This window comes from Desulforamulus aquiferis (assembly GCF_030577015.1).
Classification (GTDB): Bacteria; Bacillota; Desulfotomaculia; order Desulfotomaculales; family Desulfotomaculaceae; genus Desulfotomaculum; species Desulfotomaculum aquiferis.
In genome coordinates, this window is sequence record NZ_JARPTC010000007.1 from 1 (window position 1) to 19,597 (window position 19,597).

The 19,597-nt window shown below is 41.4% G+C and carries 14 protein-coding genes and 1 rRNA gene; 2 read left to right on the forward strand and 13 right to left on the reverse strand.

What is annotated here, in order from left to right; translation table 11 throughout:
• The 3 genes from P6N53_RS05415 to tyrS all read right to left on the reverse strand — a co-directional run.
• Positions 1 to 370, reverse strand: a 16S ribosomal RNA gene (locus P6N53_RS05415); the annotation flags it as partial.
• Between the two features lie 457 nt (positions 371 to 827).
• On the reverse strand, positions 828 to 1,475 hold the full coding sequence (gene yunB, locus P6N53_RS05420) for a sporulation protein YunB (protein WP_304541740.1): 648 nt from the start codon (positions 1,473 to 1,475) through the stop codon (positions 828 to 830).
• A gap of 66 nt (positions 1,476 to 1,541) precedes the next feature.
• Positions 1,542 to 2,768, reverse strand: coding sequence for a tyrosine--tRNA ligase (tyrS, locus tag P6N53_RS05425; RefSeq protein ID WP_304541741.1), 1,227 nt, complete (start codon positions 2,766 to 2,768; stop codon positions 1,542 to 1,544).
• Positions 2,769 to 2,951: 183 nt separating this feature from the next.
• On the opposite strand from tyrS, the gene P6N53_RS05430 reads away from it, so the two are divergent.
• The gene (locus P6N53_RS05430; RefSeq protein WP_304541742.1) at positions 2,952 to 5,408 is read left to right on the forward strand and encodes a transglycosylase domain-containing protein; all 2,457 of its coding nucleotides are present in this window, start codon (positions 2,952 to 2,954) and stop codon (positions 5,406 to 5,408) included.
• Between the two features lie 54 nt (positions 5,409 to 5,462).
• Here the strand turns inward: P6N53_RS05430 and P6N53_RS05435 are convergent, their stop codons facing one another.
• The 6 genes from P6N53_RS05435 to P6N53_RS05460 form a co-directional block, all read right to left on the reverse strand.
• A complete protein-coding gene (locus P6N53_RS05435) occupies positions 5,463 to 6,422 on the reverse strand; it encodes an EamA family transporter (RefSeq protein WP_304541744.1) in 960 nt (319 codons plus the stop codon).
• Between the two features lie 133 nt (positions 6,423 to 6,555).
• Entirely contained in the window at positions 6,556 to 8,118 is a 1,563-nt protein-coding gene (locus tag P6N53_RS05440; RefSeq protein ID WP_304541746.1) for a Na+/H+ antiporter NhaC family protein, read from the reverse strand.
• Between the two features lie 220 nt (positions 8,119 to 8,338).
• On the reverse strand, positions 8,339 to 9,199 hold the full coding sequence (locus P6N53_RS05445; protein ID WP_304541747.1) for an ABC transporter permease: 861 nt from the start codon (positions 9,197 to 9,199) through the stop codon (positions 8,339 to 8,341).
• 5 nt (positions 9,200 to 9,204) lie between these two features.
• Positions 9,205 to 10,158: an ABC transporter ATP-binding protein gene (locus P6N53_RS05450; protein ID WP_304541748.1), complete on the reverse strand. Its 954-nt coding sequence runs from the start codon at positions 10,156 to 10,158 to the stop codon at positions 9,205 to 9,207.
• Positions 10,159 to 10,176: 18 nt separating this feature from the next.
• Positions 10,177 to 11,292, reverse strand: coding sequence for a DUF4367 domain-containing protein (locus P6N53_RS05455; RefSeq protein ID WP_304541749.1), 1,116 nt, complete (start codon positions 11,290 to 11,292; stop codon positions 10,177 to 10,179).
• Positions 11,293 to 11,308: 16 nt separating this feature from the next.
• Complete coding sequence (locus tag P6N53_RS05460; RefSeq protein WP_304541750.1) at positions 11,309 to 11,806, reverse strand: sigma-70 family RNA polymerase sigma factor; 498 nt, start codon at positions 11,804 to 11,806, stop codon at positions 11,309 to 11,311.
• Between the two features lie 218 nt (positions 11,807 to 12,024).
• Here P6N53_RS05460 and P6N53_RS05465 point away from each other — a divergent pair, with 218 nt between their 5' ends.
• On the forward strand, positions 12,025 to 12,237 hold the full coding sequence (locus P6N53_RS05465) for a DUF1653 domain-containing protein (protein ID WP_304541751.1): 213 nt from the start codon (positions 12,025 to 12,027) through the stop codon (positions 12,235 to 12,237).
• 57 nt (positions 12,238 to 12,294) lie between these two features.
• Here the strand turns inward: P6N53_RS05465 and P6N53_RS05470 are convergent, their stop codons facing one another.
• The 4 genes from P6N53_RS05470 to P6N53_RS05485 form a co-directional block, all read right to left on the reverse strand.
• Positions 12,295 to 13,614, reverse strand: coding sequence for a stalk domain-containing protein (locus P6N53_RS05470; protein ID WP_304541753.1), 1,320 nt, complete (start codon positions 13,612 to 13,614; stop codon positions 12,295 to 12,297).
• A gap of 70 nt (positions 13,615 to 13,684) precedes the next feature.
• Positions 13,685 to 16,579: an EAL domain-containing protein gene (locus tag P6N53_RS05475; RefSeq protein ID WP_304541754.1), complete on the reverse strand. Its 2,895-nt coding sequence runs from the start codon at positions 16,577 to 16,579 to the stop codon at positions 13,685 to 13,687.
• An 82-nt stretch (positions 16,580 to 16,661) separates the two neighbouring features.
• The gene (locus tag P6N53_RS05480; protein ID WP_304541755.1) at positions 16,662 to 18,089 is read right to left on the reverse strand and encodes a carotenoid oxygenase family protein; all 1,428 of its coding nucleotides are present in this window, start codon (positions 18,087 to 18,089) and stop codon (positions 16,662 to 16,664) included.
• Between the two features lie 106 nt (positions 18,090 to 18,195).
• Positions 18,196 to 19,536 carry an MFS transporter gene (locus tag P6N53_RS05485; RefSeq protein ID WP_304541757.1) on the reverse strand — a complete coding sequence of 447 codons (1,341 nt, stop codon included), beginning with the start codon at positions 19,534 to 19,536 and terminating at the stop codon, positions 18,196 to 18,198.
• Positions 19,537 to 19,597: the final 61 nt, after the last annotated feature.

The following is a 19,597-nucleotide window of genomic DNA, read 5'->3' on the forward strand; positions in this document are numbered from 1 at the left end:
ATTCCCCACTGCTGCCTCCCGTAGGAGTCTGGGCCGTGTCTCAGTCCCAGTGTGGCCGTTCGCCCTCTCAGGCCGGCTACCCATCGTCGCCTTGGTGGTCCATTACACCACCAACTAGCTAATGGGACGCGGATCCATCTGATAGTACTAAAGCTTTCCTAATCAGAACATGCGTTCCGATTAGCGTATCCGGTATTAGCAGCCGTTTCCAGCTGTTATCCCGGGCTATCAGGCAGGTTATCCACGCGTTACTCACCCGTCCGCCACTAAGTTTAAGTATCACTAGGTTTCAACTTAATCTCCGTTCGACTTGCATGTGTTAAGCACGCCGCCAGCGTTCGTCCTGAGCCAGGATCAAACTCTCCATTAAATATCTTGCAATATTTAAAGAGTTGATTAGCTCTTCTTTTACTTGTTTAGGAATTACTTGCTAGCGTTTTTATTAACGCTTGACGAGAATTCATTTGTGGTTGTCATAGTCTCGAACTTCCGTCCGACTTACGACTAAACCAAGTTTGCATTCATCATCTTCTGTTTAGTTTTCAAAGACCAGGAATTACATCTTACCATGTCACTCGCTCTGTTTCAAGTGCAAGTTTTTGGTAATTTCCTTTGATTACCTTCAATCAAGTAGTAATTTTTTGTTTAACTGCCTCAGTTTTCTGACTTCAGCGACTTTGTTATATTAACACATTGTGAAATGTTAGTCAAGGTGACTTTGTTAAAGTTTATTACTTATTGTTGTAAGTCCTTTCTTTTCGCAATTATTGTTCCGATAATATAAGGTATTATTCATATTCATTTTAATATTATCCTAATTACCAAAATTATTTTCCTAATACACCGCCAGGCAATGTTACCAATGCAGGTGGAACATCACCAATTATAATGCTTTCTACTAAGGGAACTTTGGTGGAAATATTAAATATTTCATTGTATAAGGGTATGGCAATCTGAAACTCAGAACTAAGATCCAGCCATATCAGATGCCTGGTCTGATTTATCCCAGCCCCTTCAAATCTATCTATGATATCAACCCTTACCGTTCCCACTGGAATCATTCTGACATTTAATTCCGGCCCTCTGGCTGCTATCAAATGAATTCCCAGCAGTTGGCCTAGGGGAATCCCTATACTTTCATTATCCAGGTTTCTTAAGGTTTCTTGAACTTTTAAAGTTATTTCATTAGATATTTTGTTTAGCTTAATTGTGTCAGCTTGCATTAAAACAATTTTACCCTTATCATCCTTATGTATTTGAACAATATCCTGATATTGAACCCTCTGATTAACTAGCTTTTCTTGAACTGTCTGATTCAATATTTCAGTAGCTAAATTTACAGCCTTTACTCTAGCGATGGCAAAAAGAGTAGGTTGTAGAAATTTGTCAATAACCACAAAGGATATGGCTAATCCAACTATCACAATGGCTACAATGGCAATCTTCCCGGGTAGTTGTCTTCTTTTCCTGAACAAAAAATCACCCCCACATACTATCTATATGTGGTGGTGAATAAAAAGGTGATAGCCTGTATATATTTATTATTCTTTCACAGACAACTGTGCAAAGCGTCGCTTACCAGCTCTGATAATCATACCATCCTCAGGTGAAAATCTCAAATTTGGATCAGAGACCTTTTCTCCGTTAATCTTAACTGCTCCTTCCTTAACCAACCTTCTGGCCTCACTGGTACTGGCAGCCAAACCGGCCTGGGTAAGTAGTCTGGGTATAGCAACTAGTCCTTCCTCATAAAGGTCAGAAGTGACTATAAATTGGTCAATTTCATCGGGCAGCTCACGCTTCTGGAAAACCTTTTTAAAATGTTCTTCTGATTGAATGGCCGCCTCAGCACCGTGATAAAAGGCTACAATTTCCCTACCCAATCTCATCTTAACATCCCTTGGATGCAGGGTTCCCTCTGTTAGGCCCTTTTCAATAGATTTAATTTCTTCCATGGGAACTGGTGTTACCAATTCAAAATATCTAATCATAAGTTCATCGGGAATAGACATGGTTTTTCCGTACATATCCTGGGGAGCCTCGTCTATGCCGATATAATTGCCAAGGCTCTTACTCATCTTGTTGACCCCATCAAGACCTTCCAATATTGGCATCATTAAAGCAATTTGTGGTTCTTGTCCAAATTCTTTTTGCAGGGTCCGACCCATAAGCAAATTAAATTTCTGATCAGTCCCACCCAATTCCACATCTGCTTCTAGGGCTACAGAATCATATCCCTGCATTAATGGGTAGAAAAACTCGTGAATGCTAATAGGAAGGTTTTCTTTAAACCTCTTGGTAAAGTCTTCCCTTTCCAACATTCTGGCCACGGTAGTGGTGGCAGCAAGTCTAATTACGTCTTCAAATTTTAATGGTGCTAACCAGCTACTATTAAATCTAACCTTAGTTTTCTCAGGGTCCAGTACTTTAAATATTTGTTTCTCATAGGTTTTGGCATTAGTCAAAACCTGTTCTTCAGTGAGCTGCTTTCTAGTTTCAGATTTTCCGCTGGGGTCACCAATCCTTCCAGTGTAATCACCTAGAATAATAGTAACTTGGTGACCTAATTCCTGAAATTGACGAAGCTTTTGTAAAACCACAGTATGACCAAGATGAATATCCGGTGCAGTTGGGTCAAGACCCAGTTTTATATGTAATGGTTTGTTATTGGCTATGGATTTCTTAAGCTTTAATACTAATTCTTCTTCAGGGACAATTTCAACTACTCCCCTTTTAATTATCTCCAGTTGTTTTGCAAGCTCTAACATAACTGGACTCCTTTCACATTCCTAGAATTTAGTAATATCTTACATGGTTAAAAATCTTAATAATTATACCAAAGCTTGCAGAGGGTGACAAGAAAGCAAAATAATCTACTATGAATTCCTGAACTTATGTTATAATTCTGTTATTATTGCCTTTAATTTTTTCCTAAAAGGAGGTTTTAGACTTTGGCTAAACGTAAAAGCCGAAGGCTCAGACCCGGTCGTCTGATAATTTTAATTACAGCATTATGTGTACTTCTAGGTGGTTTTATATCCGTTGGGTACGTCGCTTATGCCGTGTCGGACATGCCAGCCTGGAATCCTGACGCCTTGGAATCAATGGTTCCCACTACAATCTACGATAAGGATGGAAATTTCGTCACCCGGATAGGCACCGAAAACCGGGAGCCAATAAAGCTCGCTGAAGTTCCTGAAGAGATTAGAGATGCTTTCCTGGCTACGGAAGATGATCGCTTTTATGATCATTACGGAATTAATCTTCGCAGTTTAGGCAGGGCAATCTATAAAAATGTTCTTGCCGGAGGCATTCGTGAAGGTTTTAGTACCATCACCATGCAGCTAGTTAAATTATCTTACCTTTCTCCCGAAAGAACGCCCAAGCGTAAAATTCAAGAGATAATCTTAACCCTGCAAATGGAAAGACATTTTACCAAAGATGAAATCTTTGAGATGTATCTTAATAAGATATATTACGGACAAGGAGCCTATGGCATTCAATCGGCTGCCCAAACCTATCTCGGTAAAGATTTAAAAACTGACACAATTACCCTGGAAGAGGCAGCCTTTTTAGCAGGACTTCCCCAGGCTCCGTCATCTTACTCCAGTTATTTAGATAACGCAGAGTCTACTGACACACAGAAGGAAGCTGATGCTCAGAAAGACGAACTAAAAGAGGCCCAGGAGCAGCAATATCAAAAACAATATGAACGGGCATTAAACAGGCGTAATACAGTCCTGCTTAGAATGAAGGAAGCCGGCAAAATCTCAGAAGAACAGCGTCTGGCTGCAGCAGAAAAGCCTTTACCAAGTGTAGAGAATATGCGAGCCTCTAGCTATCCTTATCCCTTCTTTGTTGATTATGTCACAGAAAAGCTTGTACAAATGTATGGCGCCGATATGGTTTATCAAGGTGGTCTAAAGGTTTATACAACCCTTGATCCAAAAGTACAAAAAACTGCAGAGATAGCAATGGCAAATCCTAAAAACTTTCCTTCAGGGTTTAAGCCCGACAGCAACGGTTTGCCACAGCCCCAGGGTGCCGCAGTATTCATGGAGCCTGGCACAGGTTATTTAAGGGCAATTGTTGGTGGTAGAGAGCATAAGCAGCAGCGTCAATTAAATCGAGCCACTCAATACCAGGTATTGGCAGACGGGCGAAAGATTGGCCGTCAACCAGGTTCATCAATTAAGCCTATTGTTGCATATGCACCGGCCATTGAGCTTTTAGGTAAAAGTCCGGCATCTGTTGTGGATGATATTCCTACCTCATTTGGCAGCTATAGTCCCAAAAATTCCGACGGTAGCTTTAAGGGTCTGATAACCTTGAGAACCGCCCTAACACATTCGGTGAATATTGTTGCCATTAAACTTCTTAACGAAGTAGGACTTGATCAGGCAGTTAAATTTGCCAATGGCTTAGGGATAACCACCCTTGATTCCAAAAATGATGGTTTAGCCATGGCCCTGGGTGGAGTGAGCACCGGTGTTGTTCCCCTTGATATGGTAGGAGCCTACGGTACCTTTGCAAACCGTGGTATTTATGTAAAACCCCATGCCATTACAAAAGTTGAGAGATTTGATGGCACTGTCCTCGATGAATTTAAACCGGAGCAAAGCCAAGCAATGAAGGCTACAACTGCTTATCTGGTTACTGATATGTTAACCTCCGCCGTGCAATCGGGTACAGGTGCTAACGCCAACCTGGGCGCCAGACCGGTAGCAGGAAAAACCGGAACAACTGATTTAGGTAAAGACGTCTGGTTTGTAGGATATACACCGGAACTTGTAGGTGCTGTTTGGATTGGACATGATACTCCTGCCAAGATGGATCGTACCTTTGGTGGTATGTTCCCTGCTGCCATATGGCGGGAAGTAATGAGCAAGTCCCTGGCAGATGTACCGGTTCGCCCGTTCACCAAGCCAGCGGGTATTGTTAATGCTACGGTAGATAACAAATCTGGCCTATTACCTGGCACCTATACCCCTCCGGAGCATATGGTAACGGATTTATTCGCAGAAGGAACAGTTCCCACTGAGACAGATAACTTACACCAGTATATGGATATATGTGCTACTACAGGTGATCTTCCCAACGATTTCTGCACTGATAGGATTACCAAGGTGGTGGTCAAATTACCCTATACTGTTCCGTCAAATGTTGCAGACTTTGCCATAAGGGCCCCGCAAACTACCTGTACCTTGCATAATGCCTATGGAATAGATCCTGAACAAGCAGAAAAATATCAACTAAGTCCTCCGCCAGATGTTGATAATCCGTCTACTCCGACCACAAATCCGGATAATGGCAATGGCTGGTTACCACCAGGTACCACAGGTTTAAATGATGCTAGTGACGATAGAAACACCATCAGAAGATCGGCAAATAATAGAAACAGACAATAAAAAAACTTTAAATAAAAGAACCCGGGCAGTTCAGTTTGAACTGCCCGGGTTCTTTTATGACTCAACAACTGCATTACATTTTATTGTCCTTCTTTTTTCAAGCTTTTGGTCATAAAAGGCACCCGCCACACCTAGTAAAACAAGAGCCGTTCCACCTATTGTCCACACCGTGACACCCTCCTGGAGAATTAACCATCCTAGGAATACCGCCACCACCGGGTTTACATAGGCATAAGTCATCACCACACTGGTGGGCAAAAGCCGCAGAGCAAAAATATATGAGGTAAAGGCCAGGGAACCAAAGATTAATAGGTAACCCCAAGCCCACCAAGCCTCAGCAGTGGGATTGGGTAAAGGTTCCCCAGATAATAATGCAACTAGGGCAAAACCAATCCCTCCAAATAACTGCTGATAACCGGAACTTGCAACAATGCCTACTGAGACTTGATTACGCCTCTGCCACACAGATCCTATGGCCCAGCACATGGGTGCCAATAATAAGGCCGCCATACTCCAAGCATCAGTTATGGTAATGTCGGTAAGAACTGGAACCGAAAGCAATATAAGTCCGACAAAGCCAGTCAATAGGGAACCAGCTAGTAACCAAGAGGGTAATTTCCGATCTAAAATTGCCTCTATCACGGCAACCCACATGGGTGCAGTGGCTACCAATAGGGCAGCGTAGCCTGAATCGGCATGCTGCTCAGCCCACATTACCAAGCCATTACCACCAACCCAAAGAAACACCCCTGAAATAGCCAGAATGCTTAGTTCCTTACGTGATATTTTAAGACATTGCTTTAATAAAGCTGCAGCAATTAATAGAATACAGCCTGCCGCTAACAGCCTGGAGGCTCCCATCATAAATGGAGGAAACCCGGAGCCTTCACGAACCCCAATTCTAATAGCCAGGTAGGTACTACCCCAAACAATATAAACTATCAGCAGGTGAACTAGGCCAACTAATGAAAATGAGCTTACATTACCAGGGCTACCTTGCTCTCCCTTAGACATACTTAATACTTCCTTTCTTATTGGTTATACATAAGAACAATTCTAAACCTCCCATAGCCAACTTGCAATATCATCAATATTCATTTTAAAGTATACATAAATAAAACCCCCACCTTTAGGTGAGGGTTTAACCTTAGACCCTATTAAATTGCGCTTTTTCCCTTCCCATTGCCATCCGATGCAGAATATTTAAGGAAAGGATTAAAATCCCGATACAAATAATCATGGTAAACCCAACGTTTAAGAACATGCTATCTGTCACTCTGGTCATTAGGGCAGAAATAATATACCCCGTAAAGGATACAACTGCCACCAAACTGGCATAGGGCAACTGAGTGGAGACATGATCGATATGGTTGCATGCAGCCCCCGTGGAGGACAGTATGGTTGTATCAGATATGGGTGAGCAGTGATCTCCATATACCGCCCCGGCTAATACGGAGGACATCATAATTATTAGTAGCTGAGGGTCAACCACCAATGCAAGGTCTATGGCTATAGGAATCATTATGGCAAAGGTGCCCCAGGATGTGCCTGTGGAAAAAGCCATTAAGCCGGCCAGCACAAAGGCCACTGCCGGGTATAGCCAGAAGGGCATCTTGTCCCCTAATTGATTAGCAAGGAAAACTCCCGTTTCCATCTCACTGATAACCCCACCAATAGTCCAGGCAAATATCAGAATAAGATTGGCCGGCAGCATTGCCATAAAGCCCTTATAAAAAGCCCTGGGTAATTGTCCCACTGCAATAATCCTTCTGGGCAGGAAGAGCAGCAGGCATAAAGCTAAGGCACCTATTCCCCCATATAATAGGGATGTTGCAGCATCTGTATCCTTAATGGCATCAAGGACTGACATTCCTCCCTCAAAATAGCCCCCTGTATACACCATTGCCATCAGTGAGAATAGAACAAGTCCGGATATTGGCAGTACCAAGTCCCACATGCTGCCTTTTCCTGATGACTCTTGGGATACGTCATTTTCATCGAATGCTAATCCCCCCACATCTCCATCCCTAAGGGCCTTTTCCTCATGAAGCCTCATGGAACCAAAATCAAATTTGTATAGACATAAAATTACCACCATTAACAGGGTAAGCCAGGCGTAATAGTTATAAGGTATTGTCATGAGAAAGGCTGTAAAGGGCTCCATGGCAATGCCTGTGGTTTTAAACTTATCACCCATGGTTGACATTACCGTCACAACCCAACTGGAGACTGGCGCTATGATACATATGGGTGCAGCAGTAGAATCAATGATGTAAGCTAATTTAGCCCGGGAAATCTTAAATTTATCAGTGATGGGCCGCATGACAGTACCAACTGTTAAGCTATTAAAATAATCATCTATAAAGATTACAATTCCTAAGAAAAACACCGATAGCTTGGCGCCGGACCTGGATTTTACTTTAGAGGCTGCCCATTGTCCATAGGCGTATGAACCGCCTGCCATAGTTATTAAATATACTAATATTCCTAAACTAACTAAAAACAAAAGAATTGAATAATTCCAACTGTCTGTAACCTTCTCAAACATAATACCGGCGGCCTTTATAAATGTCCCCGCTATATTATATTCACTAATGATAAAGGCCCCCGATATAATTCCTACAGCAAGGGAAGGTATTACCCTCTTAGTAATCAGAGCCAGTCCAATTGCCACCAAAGGCGGTACAATAGAGAGCCATTGGTAATCCATAGGATAATCTCCTTTCAAATATTCATGCTTACAAAAAGAAAAACAACTGGTTAGCCGGTTGTTTTAAGGCATGTAGCCTCCTTTCCATAATATTAAGTTATTTATCTTTAACAATATATCATACAAACTCTCATGTCAACTAAATTGTATATTTGAATATTTGTACATGCTATAGAATAATTATTATGCATATATCCAACATTATGCATTAATATACATACTATAAATCTTTCCTATTGAAATAGTAAATAGAAAATATGACACAACACACAATGTATAAGCAAGTATATAATAACATGGCATTACTTGGTGGAACTGATACTCCAAAGGGGCCCATATTCAACGTCGCTAATGGGTTCGAATCACTCCCAGTAACAATAACTATAAGCCTCCTAAATAGCGCATCACTTGGCATAATCAAGCTGCTTACAATGCCCGTATTGATTAGTGAAGTATTTGATATGGCAGATCCAACTTGTTCAACAAAGCCACCTATCATACCTATGCCATATAGAATAACCGATATAATGCCAGCAGTTAGTGTCCTAAATAGTGTGCTAAAGACCATTGCCACACCTAGCAGCAAAATTGGTTGCAGCATAAACACAAAGGCACCCATAATAAAGTTACCAGTGTCCAATAGGGTTAGGGCACCCTTATTGTAATAGCCATTTAAGGCTAATATTATTAAATAAAGCAATAACGCATATACAGAAAGCATTATACCATAGCCAATGAACTTACCTAATATAATCTCTCTTCTTCTAATGGGTTTGGATACTATAGAATGAAGCATGCCGTTCTCTAATTCCGAAGCAATGGAGCCAACACTGGCCAACAGGGCCAGCAAAGCCAACAGGAATGAAGAAAAATACAAACCTGCACCCAAGAGTTGGTTACCTACCATCTGCTGAATAACCTGAATTGAGCCCCTCATTGTGTTCATTTTCTGCATTTCCTGGGCTGTAAAATCAAGGGCAATCCCGTAAAGAAGAACAAAAGCCACTGACATCAAAACTGTTATAAGAAATACCTTCTTTTTAAATACCTCTTGAAAGGTTAATCTTGCTATGGTTAACAAAATGACTACCTTCCTTTCGAATTATCCGATACATATTGTAAGAATATATTTTCCAGGGAATCTGTCTCAGGCACAACTTCAAACACCTTCAGTCCTACCTCAATCAGACCTTCTATTAATTCCGGTGTATTGCTTTTTTCCTTACAGGAGATATACACCTCATACATACCTGCTTCATTACTTTCATGGGTTTTAGCTATAATATTGCTTGCAATCACCTGGCATTGCCGAATATCTAACCTTTGTAGCTTGTCCTTCACTTCCTGCCCTGCGAGAATAATCTTGACACGGAAGCTTTGACTTATCTCTCGCCAATCACCCTGAAAGATTAAAGTTCCCCCCCTAATTATTCCAATCTGGTCACAAACCGTCTCCAATTCACTTAGAAGATGGCTGTTCAAAAATACAGTTTTCCCTTGGTTTTTCAGGTCTACAATAATATTGCGCACCATTTTTCTACCGATAGGATCCAAAGCAGAGGTAGGTTCATCTAAAAACAACAAATCTGGCTCGGGGAGAAGGGCACAGGCTAGGCCAATTCGCTGCTGCATACCTTTACTATAGCTTCCCACAGTTTTGTGTGAATCCCCGGATAAGCCTACCATAGCTAAAACTTCCGGTAATCTTTTTTTAATTTCAGTGGTAGTTAATTTATACAGAGACGCATGAAACCGGAGTAAATCCTCTCCGGTTAACCAATCATGATATTTAAAGTTCTCAGGTAGAAAACCAATTTTTTGCCTAATGGTGATATCTGTTAAGGGTTTGCCAAGTAACTCAGCCTCACCTGAAGTGGGATGTAATAGTCCCACCAGCATTTTAACTAAGGTACTTTTACCAGCACCGTTTGGACCCAAGAGACCGAAGATTGTTCCCCGGGGAACCGCCAGGGAGATTCCCCGGCAGCCCCCTTCCCCACTGTAGGTCTTAGTAAGTTGATCAGTTTTTATCGCAAGCATGGTATCTCTCCAAATTTATTATTTTAGATTTTCGGCAATACCAATGGCCTGTTCGCGGTCGAGCCAGCCGCTAAGCTGGTAGATGACTCCATTATCTACCCACATCATGTGGCTATGGCCATTTAAATTAGTTGAGTAGACTGCCTCAAATTCGCCTAGATGAATTGTCTCCATATTTTCCTTACCCATATCAGGAATAATCATGGTATTCTGCCAATCACTGATTCCCGCCAACTGGTTGCGTAAATCCTCTGGTAAAATTGGTAAATCAAGCAAAGCATTTCTTAAGCTTAGAGGATCTACACCGGAGGGAACTACCAGCTCAGGTGTTGAAAACTGAGTCAAGGTAAAGCCGGTATTACCATTGTCATTTAAAAAGTCAGCCCTAATACCTGCCGGTATGTCCAAACTAAAGGCCTTTCCTGCTAAACTATCTGGAATTAAGGTGGTTGCCCCTAAGCTTTGAAGTAGGGTATTGACCTGCTTAACGTCTAGTTCAAAATTTGCCTTGCCAGGCCTATGCAGTGTCACGCTGTCCTGTAGACTATATCCTGAAGGAATTACTTTTGGTTCCTTAACATTAAAGGGTAATTCTTCCTTGGCCTTGGCCAGGGCTACCTTTACTTGTTCAGGCTTAGTTGAAACCTCTACTTTGCCAAATTGCTTAAGGTCAACCTCTCCTACTTTGCTTTCTATTGCCTTGGCCATTTGCTCTAACTCTTGTGGATTAATCTTGACCATTTCAATCTTTTGCACTCTGAATATTGAAAGTAAATCTGCCACTGCCTGTTGAACAGGCGCAAAGGTAATAAGTCCAGTAATTACTATTACTGAGGCGGCTATTGTAAACCACCTGGTAATTTTATTTTTCATAAAATTTCCTCCCTTGGACTGTTTCTTTTGAATAAAACCATATTCTAAGGTCCCTATACTCTTTTCTTGGACAGTATTGTCAACTGCTTCCTGATACATAGCTAAGCTATTGTCAGACCATTTTTCAAGATCCAACAATTCTTTTAAGGTATCTTGACATTGCTGACATTTTTCTGCATGTTTATGATATTTTTCCATATCCTGCTGAGGAATTTCTTTATCTAAGAAAGCCTGCCACACTCCCCTATTTGGGCAATTCATATGTAGCACCTCCCGTTTATTTCATCAGGTATTCATATTCGCGCTTGAACCGCTCTCTAGCCCTGGATAGAATAGTTCCTACAGAGTTCTTGCCAATTTCAGCTGTGACGGCAATTTCATCATAGCTATAGCCAGAGAATTTCATTAACAAAATTATTCTATCCCTTGGTTGCAACTTTTCTAAGGCTGAGCGAACTAGTCTGACTTCCTCCCGATCCAGTACCAGTTCTTCAGCGGCAGGCATTTGACGTGGTTCACCATCAGGTTGAAAAACCCTCTCCTCCCGGCGGCGCCTACTACCCTCAGAGCGCATGTAATCATAACACAGATTATTAGTAACTACTGCTAACCAGGCAACCGGGTGTTCTACATTTTCTATGCCTGTCCGGTGTAATCGCACAAAGGCCTCTTGAACCTGATCCTCGGCAATTACCGAATCTCCTAATAGAAACGCAGCCTGGCGGACCAGTTTATAATAATTTTTTTGGTAAATTACTTTAAATTTTTCTTCCATGTTATCTCCATAACTGCCTTGTGTTTCTAAATAGTAGGTCGGCATATTAATGCTAATAGGTGTACACCCCCCTTGCCATATATGCGTAACAGCTGCTCGCTTTGGTTTTCATAATATAGACAGGGCTAGAAACAAAAAAATGACACCATATAGCTAATTATATAAAAAATATTTTATTATACTAGGGAAAGAATAATGTAAATAATGGAGGGTAAAATATGATTCCAATGGGCAGGTACAGACATTTTAAGGGTAATTACTACGAGGTCCTTTGTTTGGCCAAAAACTCCGAAACAGAGGAGCAAATGGTGGTCTACAAGTGTGAAAAGGATGGAAGTTTGTGGGTTAGACCCATGGACATGTTTGTAGAGAAGGTTCGGGTGGAAGGTTCATTAAAGCCTAGATTTCACTTTATAGGTAATTTGGACTAACATTTAATGGCGTACCAGTTTAAGCCGGTACGCCATTCTAATATTCCCAAGAAATTACTATCTCTGGGCTAATGCGTTCATCCAATAATCCTGAATAATACTTTGTCCATAGGTTAGTCCGGGCACTGCCCAACGGGCATTGAGTCCTTGCCAGGTATTGGCGGAGCCTCGGGAAACCAGTGTATATCTAGGGTCAACTAAAACCTTACCATTAGGAAGCGGATCTTTATTAGCATAGGCGTAGAGGTGTTGTATATGGGCCTCAACACCCACTTCGGGAGTAGCAAAAATAGCTCCGTGAACACCGGGCCCAAAGCTCACCAGGGTCGGGTCTGACCCGTTATGAGACTCAGCTCCGGTGCAGGGACTGCCTGTGGCCCACAACCCGCAATAGTTATTTTGATAGGGCTGAACATCTCCTGTAAACTGCCAAAAATGAGTTTCCTTTGCAGCCTGACAGAATGCCAGATCCCCCCTGATACCATATTCGTTACCTATTCTAATATATAAATCTGCTAAATCTGGTATGGGTATAAAGTCCCGGTTAAGCTGCTCCATTTTTACGCGAAGACGTGGTGTTTCCGCAGCAATCCAGGCACGGAGTTGGTCTGCAGTAGCAATGGAAGGACCGGTTATGGTCAAATCGGCTGTATTTATTGTACTGCCCCCTGGAAGTTTTATTTGGTGTTGGTATTTAGCTAATTGGTTATAAAAGGATTGGAATTGTTCAATTTGAGCGGTGCTAAAGTCAGACTCATTCATATTGAGCAGTTCCTGGGAGTTAATAACCCGGCTATCCACTAGCCTAATATTGGTTCTATAGGCTGCCAAATCAATCAAGAGTTTACTAGGTGCCGGTGTAGGTGCAGGTACCTGTACCACTGGTTCACTAATTATTTCCTCTTCTTTAATGGGTTCTGGTGTTTCTATTAGCCATCCTTGTTTTTTAATATCCACCATTTTAGTATCCTTATCCCAATTAACCTGACAGCCCAGAGCCTCACCAACCGCCCTAAGGGGCACCACTGTTCTTCCCATTGAAGAGACAAAGGGGACTCCATAATCTGGGTGGACATTTAATACCTGCCCGTCCACAACTATTTCTACCTCTTTGAAGCTGCTGCCAACTCGCTCGGGTATGTCTGTAATATTACCATGCAGCGTTTGTATAAGGACTCTTTTGGTATCATTATTCCATTCTATAGAGGCACCAAGGTTTTCGCTGATAACCCGGAGGGGGACATAGGTCCTGCCATTTAATAACATGGCCTGTTGATCCTCTGGTGGGATTATTACTGCTTGATCATTAACTACAATGCCGATATTGTTGGCTACTGCCTGGGAAGGCAGTAGCAGCAGAGCAGAAATACCTGCCATTAATATTACTCTATTACAAAATTTAGTAAAATTAATCTCTCTCACCCTTTCGTTATTCCATATAGCTAAATCACTCAAGCTCATCCATATCCTGGGGTTTAGGAGCAGGCCTCCCTAAGTAATAGCCCTGGGCAAAATCTACATTTAGTTCCTGCAATTTGCTTAATATTTCTTTATTCTCCACAAACTCTGCAACTGTTTTCTTGCCCAAGGTGCGAGCCACAGTATGAATAGCCTGCACCAGGGCAACATTGGTTGGCTCACTATGCATATTGCTAATAAATGATCCATCTATTTTAATGAAATCAGCAGGAATCATACGCAAATAGGTAAAGGACGAAAACCCGATACCAAAATCATCCAGGGCAAATCTGCATCCCAACCTCTTCAGCCTTAAAATCCAATACTCTGCCCGTTTCAAATCCCTTACCGCGGCAGTCTCAGTTATCTCAAAGCCCATTCTAGAAGGTTCAATTCCCCTGGTATTTATAGCTTCCTCAATATATTCCAGAAGCTCCTCATCCCCTAAACTCACCCCTGATATATTAATGAAGAGGTTTAAAGCTGGCTCATCGACTAGCTTTTGAAGGGAGTGTTGAACCACCCACCTGTCGATCTGGGGCATTAAACCAAAACGCTCGGCCACAGGAATAAACTTGCCGGGCGAAACTAAATCACCCTTATCATCCTTCAACCTTAGTAATGCCTCGTAATGAAGTATCTTTTTTTCCTCGACACTTACCACAGGTTGATAGTACAATTCAAAGCGGTTTTCCTTTAGCGCTGCTTTAATAATACTGACTAATTGATTAGTACGTGAAAGATGAATAGACGCATCTTCCCCTGGAGGTACAAACTCCACTCTGTTCCTTCCCCCGTCCTTGGCCCTATAAAGGGCTGTATCGGCCAGAGATAGTACCTTTTGTGAATTTAGCGTACCATCAATAACTACAACACCAATACTGAGACTAAGGTTTACACAATGCCTGTGCATCACCAGACATACTTCACTCTCATCAACAGAAATACGAAGTTTTTCTGCTACATGAAGGGCTTCCTGGAGACTGGAGTCCTCAAGTAGAACGGCGAACTCATCGCCACCCAGCCGAGCTAACATATCAGAAGCTCGCAGATTATTCTTAAGAAGCCTGACAATACTTACAAGTAATTCATCTCCGGCATCATGCCCTAAAGTATCATTTACAAGTTTAAAGTTATCTAAGTCTATAAATAGCAGAGCTCCCTTTTGACCTCTTCTTGCCTTAGCCAATACTCTCTTTAAGGTTTCCTCAAGCATATACCTGTTAGGGATATTGGTCAGTGAATCATGGGTGGCAAGATATTGAAGACGCTTTTCCACCCGCTTGTTATCAGTTATATCCCTAATGGACTCTATGGCACCTACCACCTCACCATGGGTATTAAAAAGGGGCGATGCAGTAAGCCAATAGTATACACCTAGTTCCTCCCCCCCGGTAGGTATAAAGGTTTCTGCAAAAAGCGTTTTATCTTTCCTCTTAACATAATTGTACTTTCTCCTTGCTTCTTGATCATTTAAAAATATTAAATCTATTAGGACAGGCCTTTGCTCACCGTAAAAAGGTACAGAGTATGCATAGTCACCTTTTCCAATAATATCTGTTTTAGCAACTCCTGTCATTTCTTCAATAGCCTTATTCCAGGCAATTACTTTCTTGTCCTTGTTGATAACAAAGGTGGCATCGGGCAAAAATTCAATTATATTAAGCAACTGTTGGTGGGCTGAACGCAAATTTTCTTCAGCCAGATACCTTTCAGTTACATCTTCGCCAATCCTGGCGATACCCAAAACGTTCCCCTTCATATCACGAATCAATCTTTTGTGCCATTGAATTAGACGTCTGTTACCACTTTTTGTTTCAATTTCGTAGGTAGCTATTTCTTCTCCCGTACCTTCAACCATTTGCTTGAAAACTTGTGCCGCCTCTTCCCTCTTATCCTTCGGCACAAAAATGCTTATCCAGTCCTCATTTATGACTTCTTCCAATTCCCATCCCGAAAGCTTAAGCAAATAATCATTACAAAAGGTTATTCTACCTTTATCATCCAAAATAACAGCCAACATATTTATATGTTTTAATAAGTCAACAAATCTTCCTTCAGATTTAGCAAGGAGCTGATTAGCCTTGCGTAAATCGCTATACTGTTGACTTAACTCACTTCGCATTTTCTCAAAGGAATTCGCTAAAAAACCAATTTCATCCCGGGTCTTAACTGTTATCTTTGTATCCAGGTCACCCCTGGCCAAACGATTTGCCGCTGCAACAAGTTCTTTAACCGGCCTGTCCAATGATTTGGTAAATAGCCAGATAATACTCACAATCATTAGCATGACTAGAACAAAGCTGGATATTATTCCCCACCAAGAACTCTCTACAAACTCATTTATTGAAGTTTTGCTGAAACCTACATACCATATACCAATTATATTCCCATGTACATCAGTTACAGGCTGGTAAGCTCCTTGATATTTAACTCCGAGCACGTCGGCTTCTCCAAAATATTCAACCCCATCCTCAAGTACAATCCTGGAAACCTCATCAGAAACATTAGTACCAACAATACGTTGACCATTCCTTGTTATATTTGTAGCCACCCTGGTTGCCCCTTGATAGATTGTACAAGCACCACCTGTAATGGCACCAATTTCATCTATAATACCATAATTACCATTCATAACTGTATTGCCCTTATAGATTTGGCCATTTACAATTGCCCAATCTCCCGGAAATTTACAGTCCAGGTATACGCCCCCTAAACGCATCTCACTTTTTGCTTTCTCTCGGGCCGCTACCTTAGCCTCTTCATGCATATATCTGGTTGTAACAAGCACAGTTGTTATTAAACCAATTACTACCACCATAATTATTAGGGAAATCTTGAAGCGAATGGAGTGAACTGCTGCTGGCACTTTAGGTTTTCCCATTCCTGTAACCCCCGTAAATACGACAGATTACAGATTATATTCCATTATAAACCATATAATTCCTCCAGAAAAATGGATAAATTTACATAAAACAATGTTGTTCTTTGTAAAACTCTCCATGAGAACTAAATGGTATTACATAGGGTAATTCTACCCGGGCCAATTCCTCAAAGGATGCAGCATCCAGAAGTAGAAGAAAGGATTTTTCCCTTTCCGTATTAAGTACCAGGGAGATAATTACTCCCTCATCCTCTGTCACAGCATCAGGTACAGCAATAAAAACCGGCTCCGAAGGGTAGCAGGAATTTTCAACCCATCCCATTGAGTCCTTAGCTTTGATATTTAACTTTACCAATTTATTTAAAAATCCACCGGACCTAAAGGAATTTAGACCATAAATATAACTATAGTCCCTGGCATTGCATTTACTATAATTGATCCGTGGAAACTCGGCAAAATCCCAGAAGGGTGTGGAATATTTAACTTTACCACTTGTCAAGCTAATTCTATAGCGTCGTATTTCAGGAGTAGGCGAAATGGTATCATCTTTTCTTATTTTCGATAAATACATTGTCTCTATAATTGTTGGATCACCATAGGCAAGTAGATCCAGAATAATATCACCCTTTTCCTCAAAGGCATTTATATGGTGGAAAGCAAAGAAGGCCTCTGTAGCAAATCTACCCAGAATATTTCCGTTATGCCGATTAACCACCAAAAATTTAGTGCCCTTCCAGGGCTTCCAAAAGAGGTTTTTGATCAAAGGCTCCCCTTTTATAAAGAGTTTACCTTTATTTATCAGCAGCGGATACTCTGCCAGTATCACATAATTTTGAGTTATGGAAAAGCTGTGCATATAGGATGGTTCCTTAATTTGTATAGAACTTATAATTTCCCTTTTATCTGAACCATTTTTTATCCGGTAGATATGGTAATAACTACCAAGGGATAAAAAGCTGGTAATATAATTTATATATTCGTCCTTCTCGAAGTCATAATGGGGATGAGCGGTTGTTATGTGACCTAGGATATTGTCCTTATATTTATAAGGACCGATGGTTTCCAGGGAGGATGGATCAAACTCTAGCCTTTGTGGTGTCTCGGTCATGGCAATAAAATGATTCCCCGTTTTCATTATGTTAACACTGGTATTGTCGGTAAATTGATGTGCAATATTAAGGGCTACTCTGTGAGACCAAGCCGTTCCTGGCCTGGTAGCAAATTCCTGGTACACTATTCGCCCCTTCTCCTTAGATTGCAGATATGTTTTTCCCTTAATAAATTTGTTGCTGAAATAAACACTGCCGCTTCGGAAATTAAACCCGTAGAGCATAGCTAAACCATCAAACCAATGGCGGTAACCTTCATTTTCCACCTCAAATTTTGCTGCACCTACCCTTATCAGTGTTCCTGATAACCAATCCGGAATAGAACCAGCTACCTTTAGCTTTAATTGATGGCTTTCCTGATTCAAACTGGTGAAACCAAGACCAATATTTATTTTTTTCATTTCCTTCCCCCCTTCTTTCTTATTTTCACCCAAAAAATCAAAATCAATAAAGGGTTCAAAAAAAGAACCGCATGATATAAACGGTTCTTTTTTAATGCTGTTCTATTTACTTGTATTTCATTTGGCATGCTGTTTCGTCTTCATTAGGCTGACACACATAAATTACTCCGGAAGCATCAGCTGCTACCATTTTGCCAGGGAACCGCTGCTTCACCTGATTGATGGCCTGGTCCATGTTATCGGCCTGGATTTCATTACAGGCCTGTTCTGGACCCCTTACAATAAAACGATCCATTTTCAAATCACCTCCGTTAGTATTATTAACGGAAATTTTTAGGAATATAACAAAACCTATTACCGCACACAGGGCCAAAATCGAGCTGCCAAAGTATAAGGTTTTTGGCCCATATAAATCCATAACCAGGCCGCCTGCCAAAGCACCTGTAATTCCTGCAATTCCCCCGCCAAAGGTGGCTAATAGTCCCTGTCCACTGGCACGTAATCCTGGCGGGACAATTTTACCAATATAAGATACACCCGCCATATAAAATAGTCCAAAGGAAAGGCCGTGTAGGAGCTGGATAATGATTATTAGATCAGGATTGTTTATAATAGCAAATAGAAACCACCTCACGGCATAAACCAGTGCCCCCAGGGCGAGGATCATCTCTTCCTTTCCCCGGGCTAGGAAAAAACCAAACAAGGCGAAGACTGGCACCTCACTTAAGGGGGCCACTGTCCAGGCCTGTCCTACCGTAGCTTCACTACCCCCTAGGAATTCAATCAGCAGGCTCATAAAGTTGTCATTAGCCCTATTTGTGGAATTAATGATGGCAATGAAAATAAATATTCCGATGATTTGCCTATTGGTAAGGAGTTTTTTTAATTGTCCGGGGTTAAAGGCCCGGCCTGACGGGGGGGTGTCCAGGACTGGGATTGACAGCAACAGGGATATTATCAAAAGTCCCTGGTAGATCAGCCCTACCCTATCAATACCTATGACCGCTAGCAGCGCTCCCACAGATAGAGCAGTAACTGCAAAGCCAACTGATCCCCAGAGTCGATAACTGCCAAAGCTTTCTCCCGTTTCCTTAATCCGTGCAAGTATAAGACAATCAATTAAGGGAAAGGTGGGGAGAAAGAAGGCATAAAAAACAAATGCCGTAGGAACTAATAAGTAAAAGGAATGTAAATTAAATAACAGCAGACTAAGGACTAGGGTTGCTGTCATTTGAATCATAATTATCTTTTTTACTGTCTGTAGTCGGTCACTAAGAAGTCCCCAGGGGGATTGTACTAATATCGAGACAAAGGGTCCCAGGGCTAAAAGTATACCGATTTGACCTGCTGAAAGTCCCCTATTATTTAAAAGTAATGGGAGAAAAGGAATAAGCACACCAACGGTGGAAAAGTAAAAAAAGATTAGTACCCTTATTTTCCATTTCAAAAGCTACTACCCCCGGACTTAACATGGGCCTAAATTAACCAACATTTAATTATGTATTATA